The 18,621-nt window shown below is 48.7% G+C and carries 13 protein-coding genes, 1 tRNA gene and 4 pseudogenes; 13 read left to right on the forward strand and 5 right to left on the reverse strand.

The annotated features are described in order from the left end of the window. Positions 1 to 28: 28 nt before the first annotated feature. The 4 genes from frsA (at position 29) to proA (ending at position 4,221) form a co-directional block, all read left to right on the forward strand. Positions 29 to 1,276, forward strand: a complete 1,248-nt coding sequence (frsA, locus tag ACMGGW_RS02935; protein WP_021504999.1) for an esterase FrsA — start codon at positions 29 to 31, stop codon at positions 1,274 to 1,276. A 60-nt stretch (positions 1,277 to 1,336) separates the two neighbouring features. After that, on the forward strand, positions 1,337 to 1,738 hold the full coding sequence (gene crl, locus ACMGGW_RS02940; RefSeq protein ID WP_004930258.1) for a sigma factor-binding protein Crl: 402 nt from the start codon (positions 1,337 to 1,339) through the stop codon (positions 1,736 to 1,738). Positions 1,739 to 1,854: 116 nt separating this feature from the next. Next, positions 1,855 to 2,958: a glutamate 5-kinase gene (proB, locus tag ACMGGW_RS02945; RefSeq protein WP_015376738.1), complete on the forward strand. Its 1,104-nt coding sequence runs from the start codon at positions 1,855 to 1,857 to the stop codon at positions 2,956 to 2,958. Positions 2,959 to 2,967: 9 nt separating this feature from the next. Further along, positions 2,968 to 4,221: a glutamate-5-semialdehyde dehydrogenase gene (gene proA / locus ACMGGW_RS02950; protein WP_197832599.1), complete on the forward strand. Its 1,254-nt coding sequence runs from the start codon at positions 2,968 to 2,970 to the stop codon at positions 4,219 to 4,221. 109 nt (positions 4,222 to 4,330) lie between these two features. Here the strand turns inward: proA and ACMGGW_RS02955 are convergent, their stop codons facing one another. Beyond that, positions 4,331 to 4,579 carry a helix-turn-helix domain-containing protein gene (locus ACMGGW_RS02955; protein ID WP_147823605.1) on the reverse strand — a complete coding sequence of 83 codons (249 nt, stop codon included), beginning with the start codon at positions 4,577 to 4,579 and terminating at the stop codon, positions 4,331 to 4,333. A gap of 104 nt (positions 4,580 to 4,683) precedes the next feature. On the opposite strand from ACMGGW_RS02955, the gene ACMGGW_RS02960 reads away from it, so the two are divergent. Both ACMGGW_RS02960 and ACMGGW_RS02965 read left to right on the forward strand, forming a co-directional pair. Next, positions 4,684 to 4,908: a helix-turn-helix domain-containing protein gene (locus ACMGGW_RS02960; protein WP_060447713.1), complete on the forward strand. Its 225-nt coding sequence runs from the start codon at positions 4,684 to 4,686 to the stop codon at positions 4,906 to 4,908. Positions 4,909 to 5,080: 172 nt separating this feature from the next. Continuing rightward, positions 5,081 to 5,156, forward strand: a tRNA-Thr gene (locus ACMGGW_RS02965). Positions 5,157 to 5,173: 17 nt separating this feature from the next. On the opposite strand, the pseudogene ACMGGW_RS02970 reads toward ACMGGW_RS02965, so the two are convergent. Continuing rightward, positions 5,174 to 5,676 (reverse strand): annotated as a pseudogene (locus ACMGGW_RS02970) (site-specific integrase); the annotation flags it as partial. Between ACMGGW_RS02970 and ACMGGW_RS02975 the strand changes: the two are divergent. From ACMGGW_RS02975 to ACMGGW_RS02990, 4 genes and pseudogenes are all read left to right on the forward strand, one after another. Continuing rightward, positions 5,669 to 5,889, forward strand: a pseudogene (locus ACMGGW_RS02975) (tyrosine-type recombinase/integrase); the annotation flags it as partial. The pseudogenes ACMGGW_RS02970 and ACMGGW_RS02975 overlap by 8 nt on opposite strands. Before the next feature lie 402 nt (positions 5,890 to 6,291). Beyond that, on the forward strand, positions 6,292 to 8,865 hold the full coding sequence (locus ACMGGW_RS02980; protein WP_147823606.1) for a hypothetical protein: 2,574 nt from the start codon (positions 6,292 to 6,294) through the stop codon (positions 8,863 to 8,865). Then, the gene (locus ACMGGW_RS02985; protein WP_147823607.1) at positions 8,810 to 10,282 is read left to right on the forward strand and encodes a hypothetical protein; all 1,473 of its coding nucleotides are present in this window, start codon (positions 8,810 to 8,812) and stop codon (positions 10,280 to 10,282) included. Before ACMGGW_RS02980 ends, ACMGGW_RS02985 begins: the two co-directional genes overlap by 56 nt. Positions 10,283 to 10,370: 88 nt before the next feature. Continuing rightward, positions 10,371 to 11,093: a hypothetical protein gene (locus ACMGGW_RS02990; protein ID WP_147823608.1), complete on the forward strand. Its 723-nt coding sequence runs from the start codon at positions 10,371 to 10,373 to the stop codon at positions 11,091 to 11,093. Positions 11,094 to 11,258: 165 nt separating this feature from the next. On the opposite strand, the gene ACMGGW_RS02995 is transcribed toward ACMGGW_RS02990, so the two are convergent. After that, positions 11,259 to 15,068, reverse strand: coding sequence for an SIR2 family protein (locus ACMGGW_RS02995; protein WP_147823609.1), 3,810 nt, complete (start codon positions 15,066 to 15,068; stop codon positions 11,259 to 11,261). 217 nt (positions 15,069 to 15,285) lie between these two features. Here ACMGGW_RS02995 and ACMGGW_RS03000 point away from each other — a divergent pair. Next, a pseudogene (locus ACMGGW_RS03000) lies at positions 15,286 to 15,658 on the forward strand (transposase); the annotation flags it as partial. A gap of 67 nt (positions 15,659 to 15,725) precedes the next feature. On the opposite strand, the pseudogene ACMGGW_RS03005 reads toward ACMGGW_RS03000, so the two are convergent. Next, positions 15,726 to 15,860 (reverse strand): annotated as a pseudogene (locus tag ACMGGW_RS03005) (IS3 family transposase); the annotation flags it as partial. Positions 15,861 to 16,212: 352 nt separating this feature from the next. Between ACMGGW_RS03005 and ACMGGW_RS03010 the strand changes: the two are divergent. Continuing rightward, complete coding sequence (locus tag ACMGGW_RS03010; protein WP_015376761.1) at positions 16,213 to 16,431, forward strand: TM2 domain-containing protein; 219 nt, start codon at positions 16,213 to 16,215, stop codon at positions 16,429 to 16,431. A 51-nt stretch (positions 16,432 to 16,482) separates the two neighbouring features. Here the strand turns inward: ACMGGW_RS03010 and ACMGGW_RS03015 are convergent, their stop codons facing one another. Then, on the reverse strand, positions 16,483 to 17,016 hold the full coding sequence (locus tag ACMGGW_RS03015; RefSeq protein ID WP_060432510.1) for a hypothetical protein: 534 nt from the start codon (positions 17,014 to 17,016) through the stop codon (positions 16,483 to 16,485). 486 nt (positions 17,017 to 17,502) lie between these two features. Between ACMGGW_RS03015 and ACMGGW_RS03020 the strand changes: the two genes are divergently transcribed. Then, a complete protein-coding gene (locus tag ACMGGW_RS03020) occupies positions 17,503 to 18,618 on the forward strand; it encodes a hypothetical protein (protein ID WP_230201368.1) in 1,116 nt (371 codons plus the stop codon). The last annotated feature ends 3 nt before the right edge of the window (positions 18,619 to 18,621 follow it).

Here is an 18,621-nt window from a genome sequence, read left to right on the forward strand (position 1 = left end):
CGCCAGATTTACGGAGGCTGTTGTTACCATGGCACAGGCCAACCTTTCTGAAATTCTTTTCAAGCCCAAATTCAAACACCCTGAAACCTCGACGCTGGTGCTGCGCGCGCGCAACAAAGTGAGCGCCGCCATGCATTCCGCGTTGGAAGGCGACACCACCGGTAGCTGGTACCGCATGCTGAACCCGCTGCTGTGGGCCTGGCGCGGCGTCAGCCCGATCGAAATCCACGAAGTGTTGGCGCGCATCGCCGCCTCTGACGCCGAACGCAGCAATCCGCAGCGGCTGGATACCGTGGTGGGCTACCGCAACGGCAACTGGATCTACGAGTGGATCCATCAGGGCATGCAGTGGCAGCAGCGGGCGACGGAACAGCAGGATCCGCTGCTCGGCGGCGAGTACTGGCTGAAGGCCGCGAGCCTGTACAGCATCGCCGGTTACCCGCACCTGAAGGGCGACGAGCTGGCCGAACAGGCGGAGATGCTCGCCAACCGCGCTTACGAAGAGGCGGCGCTGTTGCTGCCGTATCAGCTGAAAGAGCTGGAGTTCCGCATCGAAGGCGGCGGCAGCGTCACCGGTTTCCTGCACATGCCGGAGAAGGGCGAGGCGCCGTTCCCGACGGTGCTGATGTGCGGCAGCCTCGATACGCTGCAGACCGACTATCATCGCCTGTTCCGCGACTACCTGGCGCCGCACGGCATCGCCATGCTGACGCTCGACATGCCGTCGATCGGTTCTTCGTGCAAATGGAAGCTGACGCAGGACTCCAGCTACCTGCACCAACAGGTGCTGATCCAGCTGGCCTCGGTGCCGTGGGTGGATCATCAGCGGGTGAGCGCCTTCGGCTTCCGCTTCGGCGCCAACGTGGCGGTGCGGCTGGCCTATCTGGAGCCGCAGCGGCTGCGCGGCGTAGCCTGCCTGGGGCCGGTGGTGCATCGCCTGCTGTGCGACAGCAGCACCCAGTTGAACGTGCCGGACATGTATATGGACGTGCTGGCCAGCCGCATGGGCATGGCTAACGCCTCGGACAACGTGCTGAAGGTGGAGCTGAACAGCTACTCGCTGAAAATGCAGGGGCTGCTGGGGCGCCGTTGCCCGACGCCGATGATCTCCGGCTACTGGGAGCGCGATACGCTCAGTCCGAAAGAGGAGTCGCAGCTGATCGTCACCTCCTCGGTGAGCGGCAAGCTGGTCGCCATCCCGCGCACCCCGGTGTACGACAGCTTCCACCGGGCGTTGCTGCAGATGTCCGGTTGGCTGAGGGACAAAATGCGTTAATTAGTTGCTAAATTTTAACAGTTTGTTAAAAAGAGTGGTCTACATTGAGGAGGTTAGAGAATGACGTTACCGAGTGGTCACCCTAAAAGCCGACTAATGAAACGTTTTGCCAGCTTGGGGCCGTACCTGCGTGAAGGGCAATGTGAAAACGACCGTTTTTTCTTTGATTGTTTGGCCGTCTGCGTCAATGTAAAGCCCGCTCCGGAGAAGCGTGAGTTCTGGGGCTGGTGGATGGAGCTGCAGGCGGAAGAGGCGCGCTTCACCTATTCGTACCAATTCGGCCTGTTCGACAAGGAAGGCGACTGGACGGCGCAAAACATTAAGGATGATGAAGTAAACGCCAAGCTGGAAGACACCCTGCGCGACTTCCATCGCCGCCTGGGCGAGCTGCTGGCGACCATGGAACTGGGGCTGGAACCCGCCGACGATTTCAAAGAAAAACTGATCAAACTCTCCGCCTGACCCCGTTTGACCACGTATTGTGCTGATTTCGCGTTGTGCCTGTTGGCATAACGCGTCTCTCCTGTTACAAAGACCTTTGCACTCTTCTTCTCATCATTACACACGGCAGAAATACTATGAACGGCAGCCAGACATTGGTTGTGAAATTGGGCACCAGCGTGTTGACCGGCGGATCGCTGCGTCTGAACCGCGCCCACATTGTCGAATTGGTGCGCCAATGTGCGCAGCAACACGCCGCGGGCCACCGCATTGTCATCGTCACTTCCGGCGCCATCGCCGCCGGGCGCGAACACCTGGGCTACCCCGAGCTGCCCGCCACCATCGCCTCCAAGCAGCTGCTGGCAGCGGTAGGGCAGAGCCGGCTGATCCAGCTGTGGGAACAGCTGTTCTCCATTTACGGCATTCACGTCGGGCAGATGCTGCTGACGCGTGCCGATCTGGAGGACCGCGAGCGCTTCCTCAACGCGCGCGACACCATGACGGCGCTGCTGGATAACCGCATCGTGCCGGTAATCAATGAGAACGACGCCGTCGCCACCGCCGAAATCAAGGTGGGCGACAACGATAACCTGTCGGCGCTGGCGGCCATTCTGGCCGGGGCCGACAAACTGCTGCTGCTGACCGATCAGCAGGGCCTCTACACCGCCGATCCGCGCAACAATCCGCAGGCCGAACTGATCCGTGAAGTGCACGGCATCGACGACGCGCTGCGCGCCATCGCCGGCGACAGCGTCTCCGGTCTGGGCACCGGCGGCATGGGCACCAAACTGCAGGCGGCCGACGTGGCCTGCCGCGCCGGCATCGACGTAGTGATCGCCGCCGGCAGCAAGCCGGGTGTGGTGGCGGACGTGATTGAAGGCAAGCCGGTGGGCACCCGTTTCCACGCGTTGGAAACCCCGCTGGAAAACCGCAAGCGCTGGATCTTCGGCGCGCCGCCGGCCGGCGAGATCACCGTCGACGACGGCGCGGTGGAAGCGATGATGGCGCGCGGCAGCTCGCTGTTGCCGAAGGGCATCCGCGAAGTGAAGGGCGACTTCTCGCGCGGCGAAGTGATCCGCATCCGTAACCTGGCGGGGCGCGATCTGGCGCACGGCGTCAGCCGCTACAACAGCGACGCGATGCGCATGATCGCCGGGCACCACTCGCAGGAAATCAGCGAGATCCTCGGTTATGAATACGGTCCGGTGGCAGTGCACCGCGACGATATGATTGTCAGTTAAGGAGTGAGCATGCTGGAGCAGATGGGGAAGGCCGCCAAGCAGGCCTCCTGGCAGCTGGCGGTGCTGAGCACGGCGAAGAAAAATCAGGTGCTGTCGGTGATGGCCGACAGGCTGGAAGCCAACAGTGAAGCGATCCTGCTGGCGAATGAACAAGACATGGCGCAGGCGCGCGCCACCGGCATGAGCGAAGCGCTGCTCGACCGCCTGCTGTTGACCCCGGCGCGGCTGGCGGCGATCGCCAACGACGTGCGCCAGGTATGCCGCCTGAACGATCCGGTCGGCCATGTGCTGGACGGCAACCTGCTGGACAGCGGGCTGAAGCTGGAGCGCCGCCGGGTGCCGCTCGGCGTGATCGGCGTGATTTACGAGGCGCGGCCGAACGTCACCATCGACGTCGCCAGCCTGTGCCTGAAAACCGGCAACGCGGTGATCCTGCGCGGCGGGAAAGAGACGCACAACACCAACCAGGCGACGGTGAAAGTGATCCAGCAGGCGTTAGAACAGTGCGGCCTGCCGGCGGCGGCGGTGCAGGCGATCGACAGCCCGGATCGCGCGCTGGTGAACGAACTGCTGCGCCTGGATCGCTATGTCGACATGCTGATCCCGCGCGGCGGCGCCGGCCTGCACAAGCTGTGCCGCGAGCAATCGACCATCCCGGTGATCACCGGCGGCATCGGCGTGTGCCACACCTACGTGGACGCCGACGTCGATTTCGACAAGGCGCTGACGGTGATTGAAAACGCCAAGATCCAGCGCCCGAGCGCCTGTAACTCGCTGGAGACGCTGCTGGTGAACCGCAGCATCGCCGCCGAGCTCCTGCCGGCGCTGAGCGCCAAAATGGCGGCGGCGGGCGTGACGCTGCACGCGGCGGAAAACGCGCTGCCGCTGCTGCAGGGCGGCCCGGCGACGGTGGTGCCGGTGAACGCGGAAGATTACGACGATGAATGGCTGTCGCTGGATCTGAACGTGCTGCTGGTGGACGATATCGATCAGGCCATCGACCACATCCGCACTCACGGCACCAACCACTCCGACGCGATCCTCACCCGTTCGCTCAGCAGCGCCGAGCATTTCGTGCGCGCGGTGGACTCCTCGGCGGTGTACGTCAACGCCAGCACCCGCTTCACCGACGGCGGCCAGTTCGGCCTGGGCGCGGAAGTGGCGGTGAGCACCCAGAAACTGCACGCCCGCGGCCCGATGGGCCTGGATGCGCTGACCACCTACAAGTGGATTGGCTACGGCGACGATCTGGTGCGCAGCTAAGGCCGCATTGCGGTAGTAAAGACGTCAGGGCGCAGCGGGCTGCGCCCTGATTTTTTTGAGGAAAAGAACTTAAGCTGAGAATCCGTTTACCTGAGAAGCGGGCTCCCCTTCATCTCAGCTTTCTAGCGTTACGCCCAATGCGTTCCATAATTGGCCCGGTATTTACATCCAGTAACCGCGCGATTAATGCAAATTCCACGACATCCAATTTTCTTTCGCCATTTTCAACCTTGGCGATAAAGGATTGTGGGCGGCCAAGTGCTTCGGCCAACTTGACCTGAGTGATGCCTTTTTCTATACGAGCGTCTCGAATTATTTTTATAACCAATTGATATTCTGCTGAATAAACTGAGGTCATGACGTTTTCCGCGAGTGATATCCCAAAATCGAATATCTGCGATGGTTGTAATTATCCCAAAACGGGATAATTACAGTGCAAGGTAATCAGGAGGATTAAACATGATGGATAAACAAGATTGGCATCCGGCGGACGTCATCGCCGCTTTGAAGAAGAAGGGCACGACTTTGGCGGCAGTTTCCAGAAAAGCCGGATTGGCATCTTCTACGTTAGGTAATGCTTTGGCTAGACATTGGCCAAAGGGGGAGAGGCTGATCGCTGAAGCACTGGAGCTAGCGCCAGCGGAAATATGGCCTTCAAGATATGGTGGTATGATGCGCCGTGAGTGAATGATAGGAGCTGCACGAGCTGCACGAGCTGCATTTTATGCTCGTGTAGCACGGTCTTCAGATCGCCACTGATGATAAAACAACCAAACGCCCCGGCGGCTATTGACTCATTTCGTGCACAGGTCTACCTTGTTCAACGCACTTCCGGCTTGCCCCGCAGGCCCGGTTCGATGCCGATATAGCTCAGTTGGTAGAGCAGCGCATTCGTAATGCGAAGGTCGTAGGTTCGACTCCTATTATCGGCACCAGTTAAATCAATTAGTTATCACCTCCTTAAGTATTCAACGTTGTCAGGTTGTGCCGTATTTGTGCCATTAAGCTGCAAAATGGCATCCAATTTGTTGGCGTTGGACGCTAATTGACTTGCTGCCAAGTGGGCATATCGTTGTAACATTTCCAAACTCTCCCAGCCGCCCATCTCTTTAAGGGCAAGCAGGGAAACCCCGGATTGAACAAGCCAGCTCGCCCAGGTATGGCGCAGATCATGAAAGCGGAAGTTTTTTATACCAGCGCGGCGCAGAGCGCCCTGCCAGGCTTTGTTGCTGTCGCCGCGCATCTTCCTTACCGCTGCTGTTTTCGTTCCATCATTTCGGTATGCTGCCTTGGTGTGAACGAATACCCATCTGTCATGCTTCCCAATTTGTCCGCGCAAAATTCCACATGCAGTTTCGTTTAGCGGTATTCCTATCGCCTTCCCTGTCTTGGCATCTTCTGGATGAACCCAGGCTATTTTTGCTCCATGTTTATTTGCGACCACTCAAGGTTAACGGGGCATGGTTTCCGCCACACGATGAGTACGATTTTGCATGAGGAAGGGTTCAATACGCATGGATTGAAACCCAGCTTGCGCATGTCGATAAGAATGCGATTCGCGGGACGTACAATCATGCGTTGTATCTGGAAGGCAGGAGAGAGATGATGCAGTGGTATGCGGATTATATTGATAAAGTTGGAAGGGTTGCTCTCAGGAGTGCTTCATAATTAGATTTCTCTAAGCCTAACTGGATCGTTAGGAATACAAGAAAACTATACAATTATTTCCTCTCCATAATGGAGGGGCTGAAGATAATAATTATTTTTTTATAAATCACACTAAAGTTGATTATTAACTTCTTCAACTATTAGATATAAGGTTTATAAATTCCAGAAGAATATGTAAATTATAACCTATTTATTAGTTAACTTGAGGGGGCGATAAATAAGTTCACATTTAATGATGCTACAAACCTCGAAATACTATCCCTTTGGATGTGAGTTGGTTTTTATATGTAACTAATTGACTTGTATCACATTTCATAATACACAGCATTCATTGTTTTAGGTATAATAAACCGGTTACAGCATTATAGATGAGTACATGTTCCTTATAAAGGTGTTATCTAAATGGATGATTTTGAAGATAAAAAAAGATTTGAAGAGGCAGTCGAAGCTGGTCAACGAAATCTCCGTGCTGTACACCTACTTAGTAACTGGTGTTCTCACTCTGAATTCATTCGATCAGAGGGGAGAGGCATGATTGAGGCTGAAACAGGGTTACCCATTGGTCACATGGGAGTTCAATGCAAATTTGTTAAGCAAAGTTCAATGCTTAGCTGGCTTCTGGAAGACTCGGTTTACAGCTTCTATAAACAGAACTGTAAAAATTGTAATCAACGGGTTCCGGTGGGATTTCCCAATATTTTAGAGTTTGTAGGACCAAGAGAAAAATCTGCCGAAGAACGAAATTTGGCCCGCAAAGAAGAAGAAAGGCAGAGAAAGCAGAAGCAGCTCAATAGACAACAAGAACGAGCAGTATTACGTCTTTCACTTACTCTAGAAGAAACGTTTGTGCTTGATTTGCTTGATGAACTCGATCAAGAAGATATAGAGAACAACGATCCCCGTTTGGAACAACTTGCTAATCTTGCTCCTGAGACATTTACAAGTAAAATAATTGAACACTTGTTACCTGCAGTGTTACATGAGAAATTACCATATTCAACGCCAGCGGCAAAAGCTTTAATAAGAACTGAATTATCACAAGCGGAAAAACTGGCAATTTCAGTATATTTAATAAACAACTTAGAATATTGTCCATCTGCTATAGAAGCAATCCTCTTGGAAGCAGAGAATCTATCTGAAGATGATTTCTTAAAAGTCCTTTACCACTTTGTTAGAATGGCTGTTGAATCTCCTCCTGGAATGATGATTGGTACATTTGAGCGAAAAGTACTTAATAAAGGCCCCATTCAGTCACTTTTTAAAAAAAGACAAGCTGATATCTGTGATGTTGTTGACGAATACATAAAAGATACTCACCTGGGAAAATTTCAATCTGCTATTGAGATAATTATTGCATCGGATGATGATGAGCTGCTTCTAAGACATATTAGAAGTATATTTGCTAAGCTGATGCGTCGACGGACTCTACTCCCGGAGGAACGGAGAGATAGCAGCATTCTTTTCTTTCTTCGAGAGGCCGCTACGAAATGCTTAGATAGATTTCCCGATGAAAGCGATAAAGTTATTCAATCCTATCTTGCTGACAAAGATGATATTGGGAGACATGAGGCCAATAGAGCTTACAGATCTGTACTGCGAAATAACTATAGAAAAAAAAGTAAAATAGGAAAGACGCAAAAAATAGCTTTTAGGCGTTTACTCTGGGCAGCAGTGGAAAATCCAGAGGATAGCATGGATGATGCAGGACAATTCTTTAGACACTCTTGGGAAGAATTTTCTGAGCTTGCAGTTGATAATTTTGACGATTTGATCGGAGCGGCTGCAACGCTAAGCGAAAAATATGAGGAGTTGAATAAAGAAAAAATCATAGAAATAAATGAGAGTTTTCTAGATCATTTAGATAAAAGTAATAAGCGTAATGCTATTGATGGCTTACAGGGGGCATTGATTGAATGGGCTGCGATTGGAGCTAAATCTAGAGGGCGTGAGGGAATCGATGATTTTCTTCAGCTCTATAGAAGCTTACCAGAAGAACAAACTCAAATGCGTGGGAACATGATTGCCCATGTTCCTAAGTTATTAACTGGTATTGACAGCCTAACACTAGTTCTCTCTGATTGGTATCGTGCTCTTATGGATGAGAGTACATTGATTCGAGCACGTGCCGTACAAGCGTGGGAAAATGTTCCCTATGATTTAGTGAAGAATTTTCCAGATTTATTCTTCGAAGCATATTCAGTCTTGCTATTAGATCAATATGTTATGGTGCATCAGTATGCTGTTCACGCTTTGAGCCGTAGATCTTTTCCTGAGGAGAAACGGGAACTTGTGAGATCCCGGCTATGGAATCTAATTTGCTATTATACTCAACAAGATAAAAAAGATAATTTCATTGTAGAATGCATTGACGTTTTTGCTTCTCTTTGCTTATCAGATGAAGAGAGAAAGGGAAAAATTGGATTGTTTCTTTCTAATATATTATTAATTTTAGAAGGAGGTGCACTTTATGATGCTATCACTCGATTGCGTTTTCATTTTGATGATATTCCCGGGTTTGTCAAAGTCGCACTCAAAGCAATTCAGGATAAGTATACTCGCAGTATTTCTATCGATGACTGCATCACTGTGATATTAAGAGCGCCACATGATGAGCTTCGAAATTGTAAAGACGATCTTCTAAAAGCATTTAATGCTCTGAAACCATTCAAACCTCAACAATTTATTGAAGCATTAGTGTACGTGGCTGCGTTAAGCAAGTGTGGTGATAACGTAATTGCAAATGTTTGTTTAAAGGAACTACTGGAAGAAATTCCAAATGATGAAAGAAATACACAATGGAAACTTAAGGCTGCTTTAGTTACAGAAGCAGCTTGCATTGAACATGCCATAAGTGTTTGCGAACCCTATAATGACTTAATTGAAAAATGGAATGGCCTTACGGCTGAGTTGGAGAAAGAATATGAAGAACGAGCCAAATTTCGAGATTTTCCGCCAAGCTTTTTCTCCGAGAGTTGAGATTGCAGCAGCGTTGGATGGTGCACTCAAGTCCATTCCGAATGACTTGGTGAAACTTAAAGACGCGTGTCAAAAGCTCAATGAAACGCTCGATGAGCTCGGTCAGGGATATGTTGAAGATCAATATCGTGCATATTACATAGCAATGACTATATTTGTATCTCTAGCTGAGTGGAAACATGCTATACGTAATGCTGAGACTGATGCTCAAAGGTTTTTAAATTCAGCACAATTAAAAGCATCAGAGATCGACATGACGACGAGTCTCTCGGAGAACAAACAATTTAATGAATTTATAGAGCAAGTCCGTTCAATCAGTAAATTAGATTCATTAAAAAAAATACAAGACCAGTTAACAAGCTGGTCGTTGCCTCTACTCTTATTCGCAAATCTTCGCAATAAAAATATTGAGGGGATTAGGCAAGGAATATCTAGTAAAGGGACAAATGAGAATAAAACACAAGAATCAACAGTTGCATTTCTAAAGTTTGATATTGATGGGGAACCAGCTCAGCAATGGAATTATCTTAAGCCGGGTACGGCTTATGACCTTAACATAGAGGTCAGGGTTTCAAATTGGCCAAAGAGTGCAAATTTCCTCTCATTAAAGCCAGTGACAATTGATGCACGTGAGCGAGGCTGGTTGCCTGATTTTAGATTTGAGAAACCAGAGGGGGAAGGCCCCTTCACATTGAAGGGGATTGGTCGTGTCGTCTTGGAAGTGGCAAATTCATTTGGCTCGAGACCTTACGAATTCCTATATGCTGCTGAGTTTGACAATTTAAGTAATTGCCAAAATATTGCTATCGTAGGACATAGGCGCTTACTACTTGAAGGGAGTGATTCCGCTCAAGCTCCATTAACTGGATTTTCAAATGTCGATAGGCATCTTATAAAAATTCGTAACATATTAAGAGCTTTCCCAGGATTACACTCAGATGACATTGCTAATACAATGGTTATACTTGGCGGCTTAGGAAATGTTGCAGCCCAAGCTCTTAAAGCTAGTTTATTTATTACTGGCACATCAGAGCAAAAATTTCAGCGTAAAATAGCCGAAATACTTAGAAGTAGGAATGAGATTGGCGAGAACTTACAAGGCCATCCAGAGGCTGCTGGCGGGATAACGGATCTCACATTTGAAGACATTCCGATAGAACTAAAAGTTGAAAATAATAAGGTTCTTTTCCCCAAGGATTTTCAAAAATATTTCGATCAAACAGCAGCTTATGCCATTGGATTAGGTAAGCGTATCGGTATTTTGGCTGTTCTGGAATCAACGTCAAAATCAGCGCCGGTGGGAGCAATAGAGGATGATATTGAAGTATTCACTCATCCAACAGGTCAATCTCATGTTGCAATTGTTGTTGTCGTCGTCAGAGGTGGTTTCCCTAAACCCAGTTCTTATTCTCGATAGCCATTTATATCAACAACTAGTAGGATATAAAGATTATAGGAAATTGTATTCTGTCTATATGATTTTATTTTTATGCAGAGGGCTGCGTGTGAAAAGAAAAGTTGAAATAACCAAGAACAGCTTCTTTGAGCTTTTTTCTGATGCAATAACCCTTTATGAGTTATCAGTTGCAACAAAAAAATCACACATCAAAAAAACACTTGCAAAATCAAGTGTGCTTTCAATTAACTACGCTATTGAGGCTGCAGCTAACTCATTTTTATCTTCTATAGAAATAACGCAAAAGTTAAAAGATCAAATTGACAGGTTCTCTTCACTTGATAAATTTGACTATACTCTTCAATGGCATAAAGACATATCTTTACCTCGTGGAACCACTCAAACACAAATAATAAAAGAGTTAATAACACAACGAAATGCATTGGTGCATCCCAAGATTAAAACTTTCACTGATACAATAGAAACTAGACCGGGTGAAGGCAAAATCGCTTATCAACACCAGTCTGATATTAACTCCGAACAAGCTAAAAGTAATATATCAGGTATATCCCTTGATCCTGAAACATATACTGAAAAAGATGCTTTTATTGCGATTAAGGCTCTTGTTGATTTTTTAAATTGCTACGTTAACGATTGGTGGGGTATTGATTTGGATACATCTGCTTTATTGCTTTTGCCATCATGGAACGGCTCAATACAAGCACAATCAATAATTTATGAGAGGAACTCACTTGAGACTGTTCTAAGACATGATCCTGCACTAAAAATAAAATTTATTGGGTTACATGGTATATTTGAGCAATTTCAATAATACTCCAAAAATTATTTCTTCCACAAGGAATGGTTAGAGGTTCTCCTTTAATCAAACTTTAACGCCTGCTTCTCATCTTAGTCAAGAATAGGCGTTAAGCGCTACGGCATGTTGAAAAGTTTTGCTGAGTGATAAGTAATCAATAACGGTAAAAAACCATAAAGGCTAATTTTTCTCAACCAGTGCAATAAGCCGTAAGTACCGTGAATCCTTGATCAGACTTGTATCTGTATCTTCAATTAGCTCAAGAATCTTCTGCAGCTCTCCTGATGTGCGCGTGAACATCTGTGGTGTTATTTTGTCCAGTAAATCAAGTGTGGTTTCTGGAAAAATAGCTGCAATTGCTCCTTTACCACCGAGTTCCCGAGTGAATCTGTAGAACAAATGATCAATTGTCTCGATTGGTACTAAGTATGTTTTTACTGAATCGTAAACCTCCGGAAATTTATCGCCAGTATCGTCAAGTAAACCAACCCATGCTTTTACAGAGCTCGTGGTTCTATATTGGCGTTCTTTGGGCCAGTCCTCTCTGATTAATGGGATCACATACTTAACCCAGCCACTCTCGTTTTTCTGCCCGACCAATCCTAACCAGGAAATAAAACGATTTCGAGCCTCGTCAGATAATGCTCGTAATATGGAGCGCATTTCATTCCTGGAAGGACTGAAGGGCTCATCAGGGTGAAATATTCTCATTAAACCAAGCCATTGCGAAGCTCGAACTGAATAATCTTTTTCCCACGAAAGAGATTCGATCCAAGGTATAAGGTTTAGAAGACAGGGTTTAATAAGTTCAGCTACTGCAGTCGAAGGCATATCATTGCAATGAAGATAACCATTCCATGCTGGTTCTGCTGCAGGATGTTTTAAGTCCAAAATAGGTATAAGCCATTCTCTTGCCCATGCAGGATCAACAAACATTAGCCAATTTAGATTGCGAGTCGTTATAGCTATAGCGTGGTCCGCACCTTCTCCTGGTGCAGTAAAAAGACGTTCAATACGAGACTTAATAGAATACGGAATAAGCGAACCAGCTTTTTTTTCTTCACTTGGCATTACTTGAAAAAGCGCTTGAGTACATTTACCGACAGGACCATTGATTGCATGGCTGAATGTACGCCGAGACTGTATTACAACCTCACCATTTCGGATAACTTCTCCGAAACCACTCCGTGTTGCATCAGCCCCACCGCTCAGTATGCCCTCTATGACATGATCGTAAACTGCCCAGCCGAGATCCTCATCAAATTCAAGAGTCGCAGCTAAATTTTGTTCAAGCCAGTTACTTAATGTATGTCGTAGTTCGACTAAAGTTGTAGCCGGTAATCTCGCGATTCGGCTCAGGAATATTCGTTTCAACCTTGGTTTAAGATCTGCAGGTAGTTCACTTATCATTGACGACCATAATTCCTTAGGATAATCACCGATTTTCCCTGCAATAGTAAGCGCAGACAATGCCTTACGCGGATTTTCTTTTATCAAACCAACAAAGGGCCGCCTACGAGTAAAGCTGTCGTCATCTCGTTTAAGCACCTCTTTTACTTTTGGGATTATCTCGTTTACAGGAAGATCTGATATTACATCTGGTTTTTCGTCTGTACTAATCCAGCCAGAGCGGGAGCCCCAACTGATGACTACAGATGTGGCCCAGCGATCATTCCAGCCAGGAATTCTGTTAATCATCGCAGTGAGCCGATCACGATAAATAGTGCCCAGTTCACAACCATGCAGTTCGAGATAACGAGCGTATTTAGCAGCCAACACTTCTCTTCCTTTCGGAAGTTCTTCCTCAGACAAATAAGGTATTTGATAGGGGCCAGTCAGAATACGTTCGATGATTCGATTTTGGTTCTCTCGTGGGAATTCTTCCCATCGGTCTACCAGTAAAAAAAGAAGTTCTCGGGTAATATTTGTGTCCCAGAAGCTATTTTGCTCTATAGACAAAACTTCTTCGGCAATTCGGTCAGTCCCAAAAACGGCTGTTTTACTGAAGGCATAAAGTCTGAGTTTTCGGAAGATAAATGGTTCTGTTACTGGCCAGGTGGTTACATGTGCATTAGCCAATTCTGGCCACTTTTCAGCTATTCGGTCAAAAAGTTGGACAAACCATATTAATACATCGGCCCCTTTCGAGAAGTTTTCTTCTCCGTCTACATCACGTTCTGGATAACAGCTTGGGATTGGAAAGTAGGAAGTATCAATATCCTCCAGCATTCCTGCAGCAATGATTAGTTGCTCTTCCAGAGCACTAAATACCTGTAGCAATACATTGTCAGGTACGTCTAAATTGTCGTCATGTCTATTAGTGAACACAACTTCAAATTGACCTAATTTGCTGAAATGGATCTCCTCCCAAGAGTCACTTGGTGGTCTGACTTCTCCCAAGCCATATGGCGATTTCATCTCCAATCGGGGTGCCATTACCCTACGAAATTCTCGTAAGACACCAGCTGTCCAGCCTTGGTTTGTAATTCGAGCTTTTAAGTCGTACCAATCGACGTCATAACGACGATTGCAGGGATCTCTATGATGTTCGAGAATTAAGCTCCACAGTTGACGAGAGCGTTTGTGGATTGATGCTGAATGATCAATGTTGCGTTCAATATTTTGTAGTAGTAGAGGATGAATGCTGATTTTTCGGATAGCCCACCAAGCCATCGCGGGGCTATCAAGAGATTTGCAGAACCAGGCCATGAGATGACTCAATCGTTTCGGCATTGTCTCCAAACATCCAGCCAAGTGATGGTAATCTGACGGATTATCATCTTCGTCACGCCATTCAAGGAGATTATCGTTACTCACTCCACGTTTACGTTCATCGTCAGAGATATCTTGCAGATCGTCATCAAGCCCATAAGCTTCTTGTGGATCGAAGGTCTCTGCATCATTGTCATCAAGTTCGTAGTATCTTTTCTTCTGTTTGGCTGACCGAATATTTGCATCCATCACACAAAGCCACTCTGGATGGGGAAGAGGAACAGCTTCAGAGAACAATTTCGCACCTTGCGTAGTGCGAAGTATATGGGCAAGTTGACCACGTTCATACTGTGCTAGAACTTTCGGATCTTGCTGGCTTTTAGCGATAATAGAAGCTCGCCATCGACGTGGATCATCTGCTCGCTCAGCCCATGCTTCCAAAGTCTTCCAAAGGGCTGGATGATCGGAATAGGCTATGGCTGTAACTCCTCTGTCACGCCATTTGGCTTCGATATCCTCGGCAAGGCCGCGATCAAATGCATAAAGTCTGGAACGATCATACTGGCCATCATGATTGAGACCCTGAAGGAGGTATTTAACTGGTGGGTCTTCTGCCTGATAACCGACTAAAACAACGATGTATCGTTCCAGAAGAAGCTTAATAAAATTGGTCGCCCATCCTTCTGAAAGATATGCTCGTCCAAAGTCTGCACTGCTCAGCACATAAGGATGGTTTACAGCATTTTCGTCGACCAGACGGCCGTGAAGATATGTAATCCCCTCAATTGTCGAACCGAAATTCAGATTTGGGAAAGCTGGCGGCACATATCGAGTTAAATTATCTTGCGCTTGGTTAACCTCGAACAGTCGGTCAAAGTTCGTTGTGACAATCTGTGGAACTCCACTCTGATTTGAGGAAATTCTTTTAATCAGGGCATGCTCACGTCCAACCTCTATATCAGTTCTTGCAGTCCCCAGACGCTTTGATACCAAAGCATTCACCTCATCCTTGCCATATTCCTGATGTAGGAGGTTGAAAATTTGGTCGAGAGGGACATTTGCCGAAGATTGGTCGTGAAGCCATGGGCGAAATGCTGCCATGATTTCTGAATCGTGTGGTGGGTCAAAGTATTCAATTACATGCTGGGTAAGCTCTACAAAGCTTGGCATCCCTGAAGGTAATGAAACCCCAGCGCCACAGAGAAATACAACTCGACCTGTATCACAGCGTTCTAAGAGGATATCGGGTATGGAAGGCCCTTCAGGGTGAAATCTCATGAGCTCAACTTTTCTAAGCGTTAATTTATGCTTGGATTCTACTATTCATAGCCATGTGATGAAAACTGGCAGTGAAAAAACCTTGGTCATTCAAGTGATTCATCTAAAAGTAAATGATTTGAATTGCCACTGTTTTGGTAGTCATCCTTTTAGGTGGCTTGGACTGACCCACCCCGGTAGACGATCCTGCCCTATAGTTTGAGAATAGGAGGAGCGCATGGGCACACCACGATTTACACCTGAATTTAAGGAAGAAGCCGTCCGTCAGATAACGGAACGCGGTTATTCCGTTGCCGAAGTATCTGACCGTCTGGGCGTTTCTGCACGCAGCCTCTACAAGTGGCTACGGGCTGTCAGCCTGATAACAGCGAACAACATGCCCGGGATTTACTGGAAGCCAAAAGCGAAATCCTGAAACTACGCGCGCAGCTAAAACGCACCGAAGAAGAACGGGATATCCTGAAAAAGGCCGTGCGGTGCTTTGCAAGGGAGCCCGACTGAAGTACCGCTTTATCAATGAACACCGTACTGTATGGGGTGTGATGACGATGTGTCGGGTACTGAATGTCGCCCGGGCCGAGTTCATGGCTACCTGAACGAAATCGGGAAACCTGCTGTAAAAACCAGATGGGTCGTATTATACAGCTGTAGTGGCCAAGTAATACTGGCCACGCTTTTACAGTAAGAACGGTATCTGTTCTCTGATTTTTCCGGCGTCAGTCCCCCATTGTAATGATGAGGTCTGACGCTATTGTAGTAATTCAGGATATAACCGCCGACTTGACGCCGGGCCTCATTGCACACAACCTACGTGATCACTCGTACCCGCCACGCCTGTACACTTTATGTTATGCGGTTGTTCTCATGCGGCATAGACATGCAATTAAGCGTCTTCACGTTATATACGGGAATATCGTAAAAATCCCGGAAATAAATCGGGGCCTCACCATCTTCTCTTCAGACCTCACTGCTCCCCCGCTTCGCCGGTTAAACAACCGTTTAATCATCCGCTGTTATAATTACCCCTGTTGAGCCTTGATGGGTGAATATTTTCTCCTCAAGCATTACGATGCGGCGCTCTGTGGAGCGGCATCCGTTTTTTGGACATGCCGGTGGTTCGGTGAGAAGTAAGGAGAAGTGCACTATGAGCAGAAAAGACAAGCTCGCGGCGGCCCTGCTGGCCATCTTCCTGGGGGGGCTGGGCATTCACAAGTTTTACTTAGGGATGAAATGGTGGGGGCTGTTCTACCTGCTGTTCTGCTGGACGGGGATCCCGGCGATTGTCGGCTTTATCGAAGGCATTATTTATCTGTTCCAATCGGAAGAGAAGTTCAACCAGAAATACAATCCGGGTCTGATTTAACGCGTTTTCTGGCGGCGCCTCCTGTTAAGGGAAGCGCCGTTTTTCATTCCGTTACTGTTTCTTCATCATCATCTTGCCGCGCATCTCTTTACTCATCATTTTATTCGAGCTGGAGATCACGCAGTTATATTGCTTGCCTTGGTTGATGATCATAAAGGTGCTGACCGGATTTTTAAAATCTTTGTCGATGGTGAAATAAATATAGGCCTGCGGCAACGCGGCCGGTTTAAAGGCGCCGAAGGCATACACATCCGCCAGGCCCAGCGCGGAGAGATCGACCGTCAGTTCCATAGGCTGTTTGTCATTTGGCGATGGGAACATCGATTTGGCCGACATCATCATGGTGCTGCTGTTGATGCTGTAATCGGTTTTAACCTTCATGCCGATATATTTCGATTCCGGCATGGAAAGTTCTTTTTGGCAGGCGGCGTCGTGCTGTGGCGCCGGGCTGCCGTTTTCCATCACGGCGTGCACGTGTTCCAGCGTCACTTCCGCGCTGCCTGTGGTAGGCTGCGCATCGGCCGCGTAAGCCGCGCAGCTGAAGGCGGCCACAGAGGTAAGGATAATGCCCGTAACGATTTTCATTGTCGGTCTCCGGAATGCTAATAATGGTATTAATTGCGGTGTGTAGCCTATTGGCCCGATAAAATGCAAAGTGACCCGTTCCGCGGAGATAAAATACCCTCGGAATTTTTATAATTAATAGCGTTTCACCCACGCGGTATGCGAGGTTTGTTTAATTATATTGGGAGCCTTTCTCTTTTGTTTTTTAGTCTGTGTACCTGCATATAAAGAGTATGTATAAACATAGTCAATGTTTAGAATATGCACAAATTACTGCAGTTTTTTTTCCCTTTTATCTTTTGGTTTTTAATAGGGTTGCGAATATTGCATTGAGATACAGGGAGTTGTCTTTTCTACGTTCAAATCACTCTTTGAAGCGTTATTTATGTGATCTTTGTAGTCACAGAAATAACGCTGAAATTATTATCTTTCTATTTAACGGCTAATTATTCATGGCATAGGCTTCAACCCTTTGCGTTTCCTGCGCTAGAATCAGGCGGTTTTCTCGTGGAAAAGGATATCGCCATGGCCGCCTGGGCCTTTTTGATCGTCGGTTGGGGGTTGATTTGGCAGGATCACCCGATTTTCGGCGTGCTGTGCATCGCGCTGTTTGCCGTGCTGCAATGGGCGAAGCACGCCGCTAAAGGCGTGCAAGACCCCGAAGAGGCCGCAGAGTGGCGCAAGACCGACTGGCGTTCGCAGCCGATTGAGATGGCGCACGCCGGCGACAGCGATCGGCAGATTGGCGGCGTGGGGGAACTGGGCATGGGCGGCCCCAATTTTTGGACGCTGCTGCTGCGCGACGGGGCGATTGTGCATGGCGCCTGTGCGGCGCCGCAGGACGTGGACGATGGCAAGCTGCGCCTGATCCCGACCCGCAGTCGTGAGGGTGAGGGGCTGACGGTGTACGAGCCTGCTGCCCGGATGATGTACGCGCTGCCGGCATTGACCGATCGCGAGCAGGACGCGCTGGCCGTCGGTACCGCCGAGGCGCTGGCGCGGCTGCGGGCGAGGTGTCGGCAGGCGGAGGCTACGCCGTTGCACCTTGTGCGCGGTCTGTGGGTGCCGCCGTGGACAGAGGATCCGGCCGATCGTCTGGAGATCGCCTTGCCCAACGGCCGGGTGCTGGCGGCGCGCTTGATGTTGCCGGCGAATCTGCGCCTGGCGGACGATCCTGCCGCGCTGCTGCACGCGCCGCCTTATGAGCTGTTGCTGGATAACAGGCCGACCGATCGCTTCGTGCGCGATCTCGAACGCGTGGCGGGATCCCCAGCGGGCTGCGGCTTGAGCGTCGGCGGCTGCCAGTTCCACGGCGAGCATATCGTCGATGGTCTTTACCATCTGTACTTCGCCGGCGAGTGGTTCAGCCTGCTTTCTTACGCGCATAAACCGGCGAGCGGGCGCGGTTCGGACACCACCTTTTTCGTCGAGCGGGTCGAGCCGCAAGACGGCGGGGTGTTTGTGATTGAATGGGATGCCTACGGCGTGGGGCCCGACGGGCGTGAGCCGCGCGTGCCGGCTCCGCCGGTATTGGTTATCGCGGTGAGCTGGCAGGAAACGCCGCTGCAGTTGCCCACGGCCAATAACCGCGTGATCGTGCGCTTGCCCAACGCCACGGCGTAAGGC

This window comes from Serratia sp. BNK-4 (assembly GCF_048685115.1).
Lineage (GTDB): Bacteria > Pseudomonadota > Gammaproteobacteria > Enterobacterales > Enterobacteriaceae > Serratia > Serratia bockelmannii.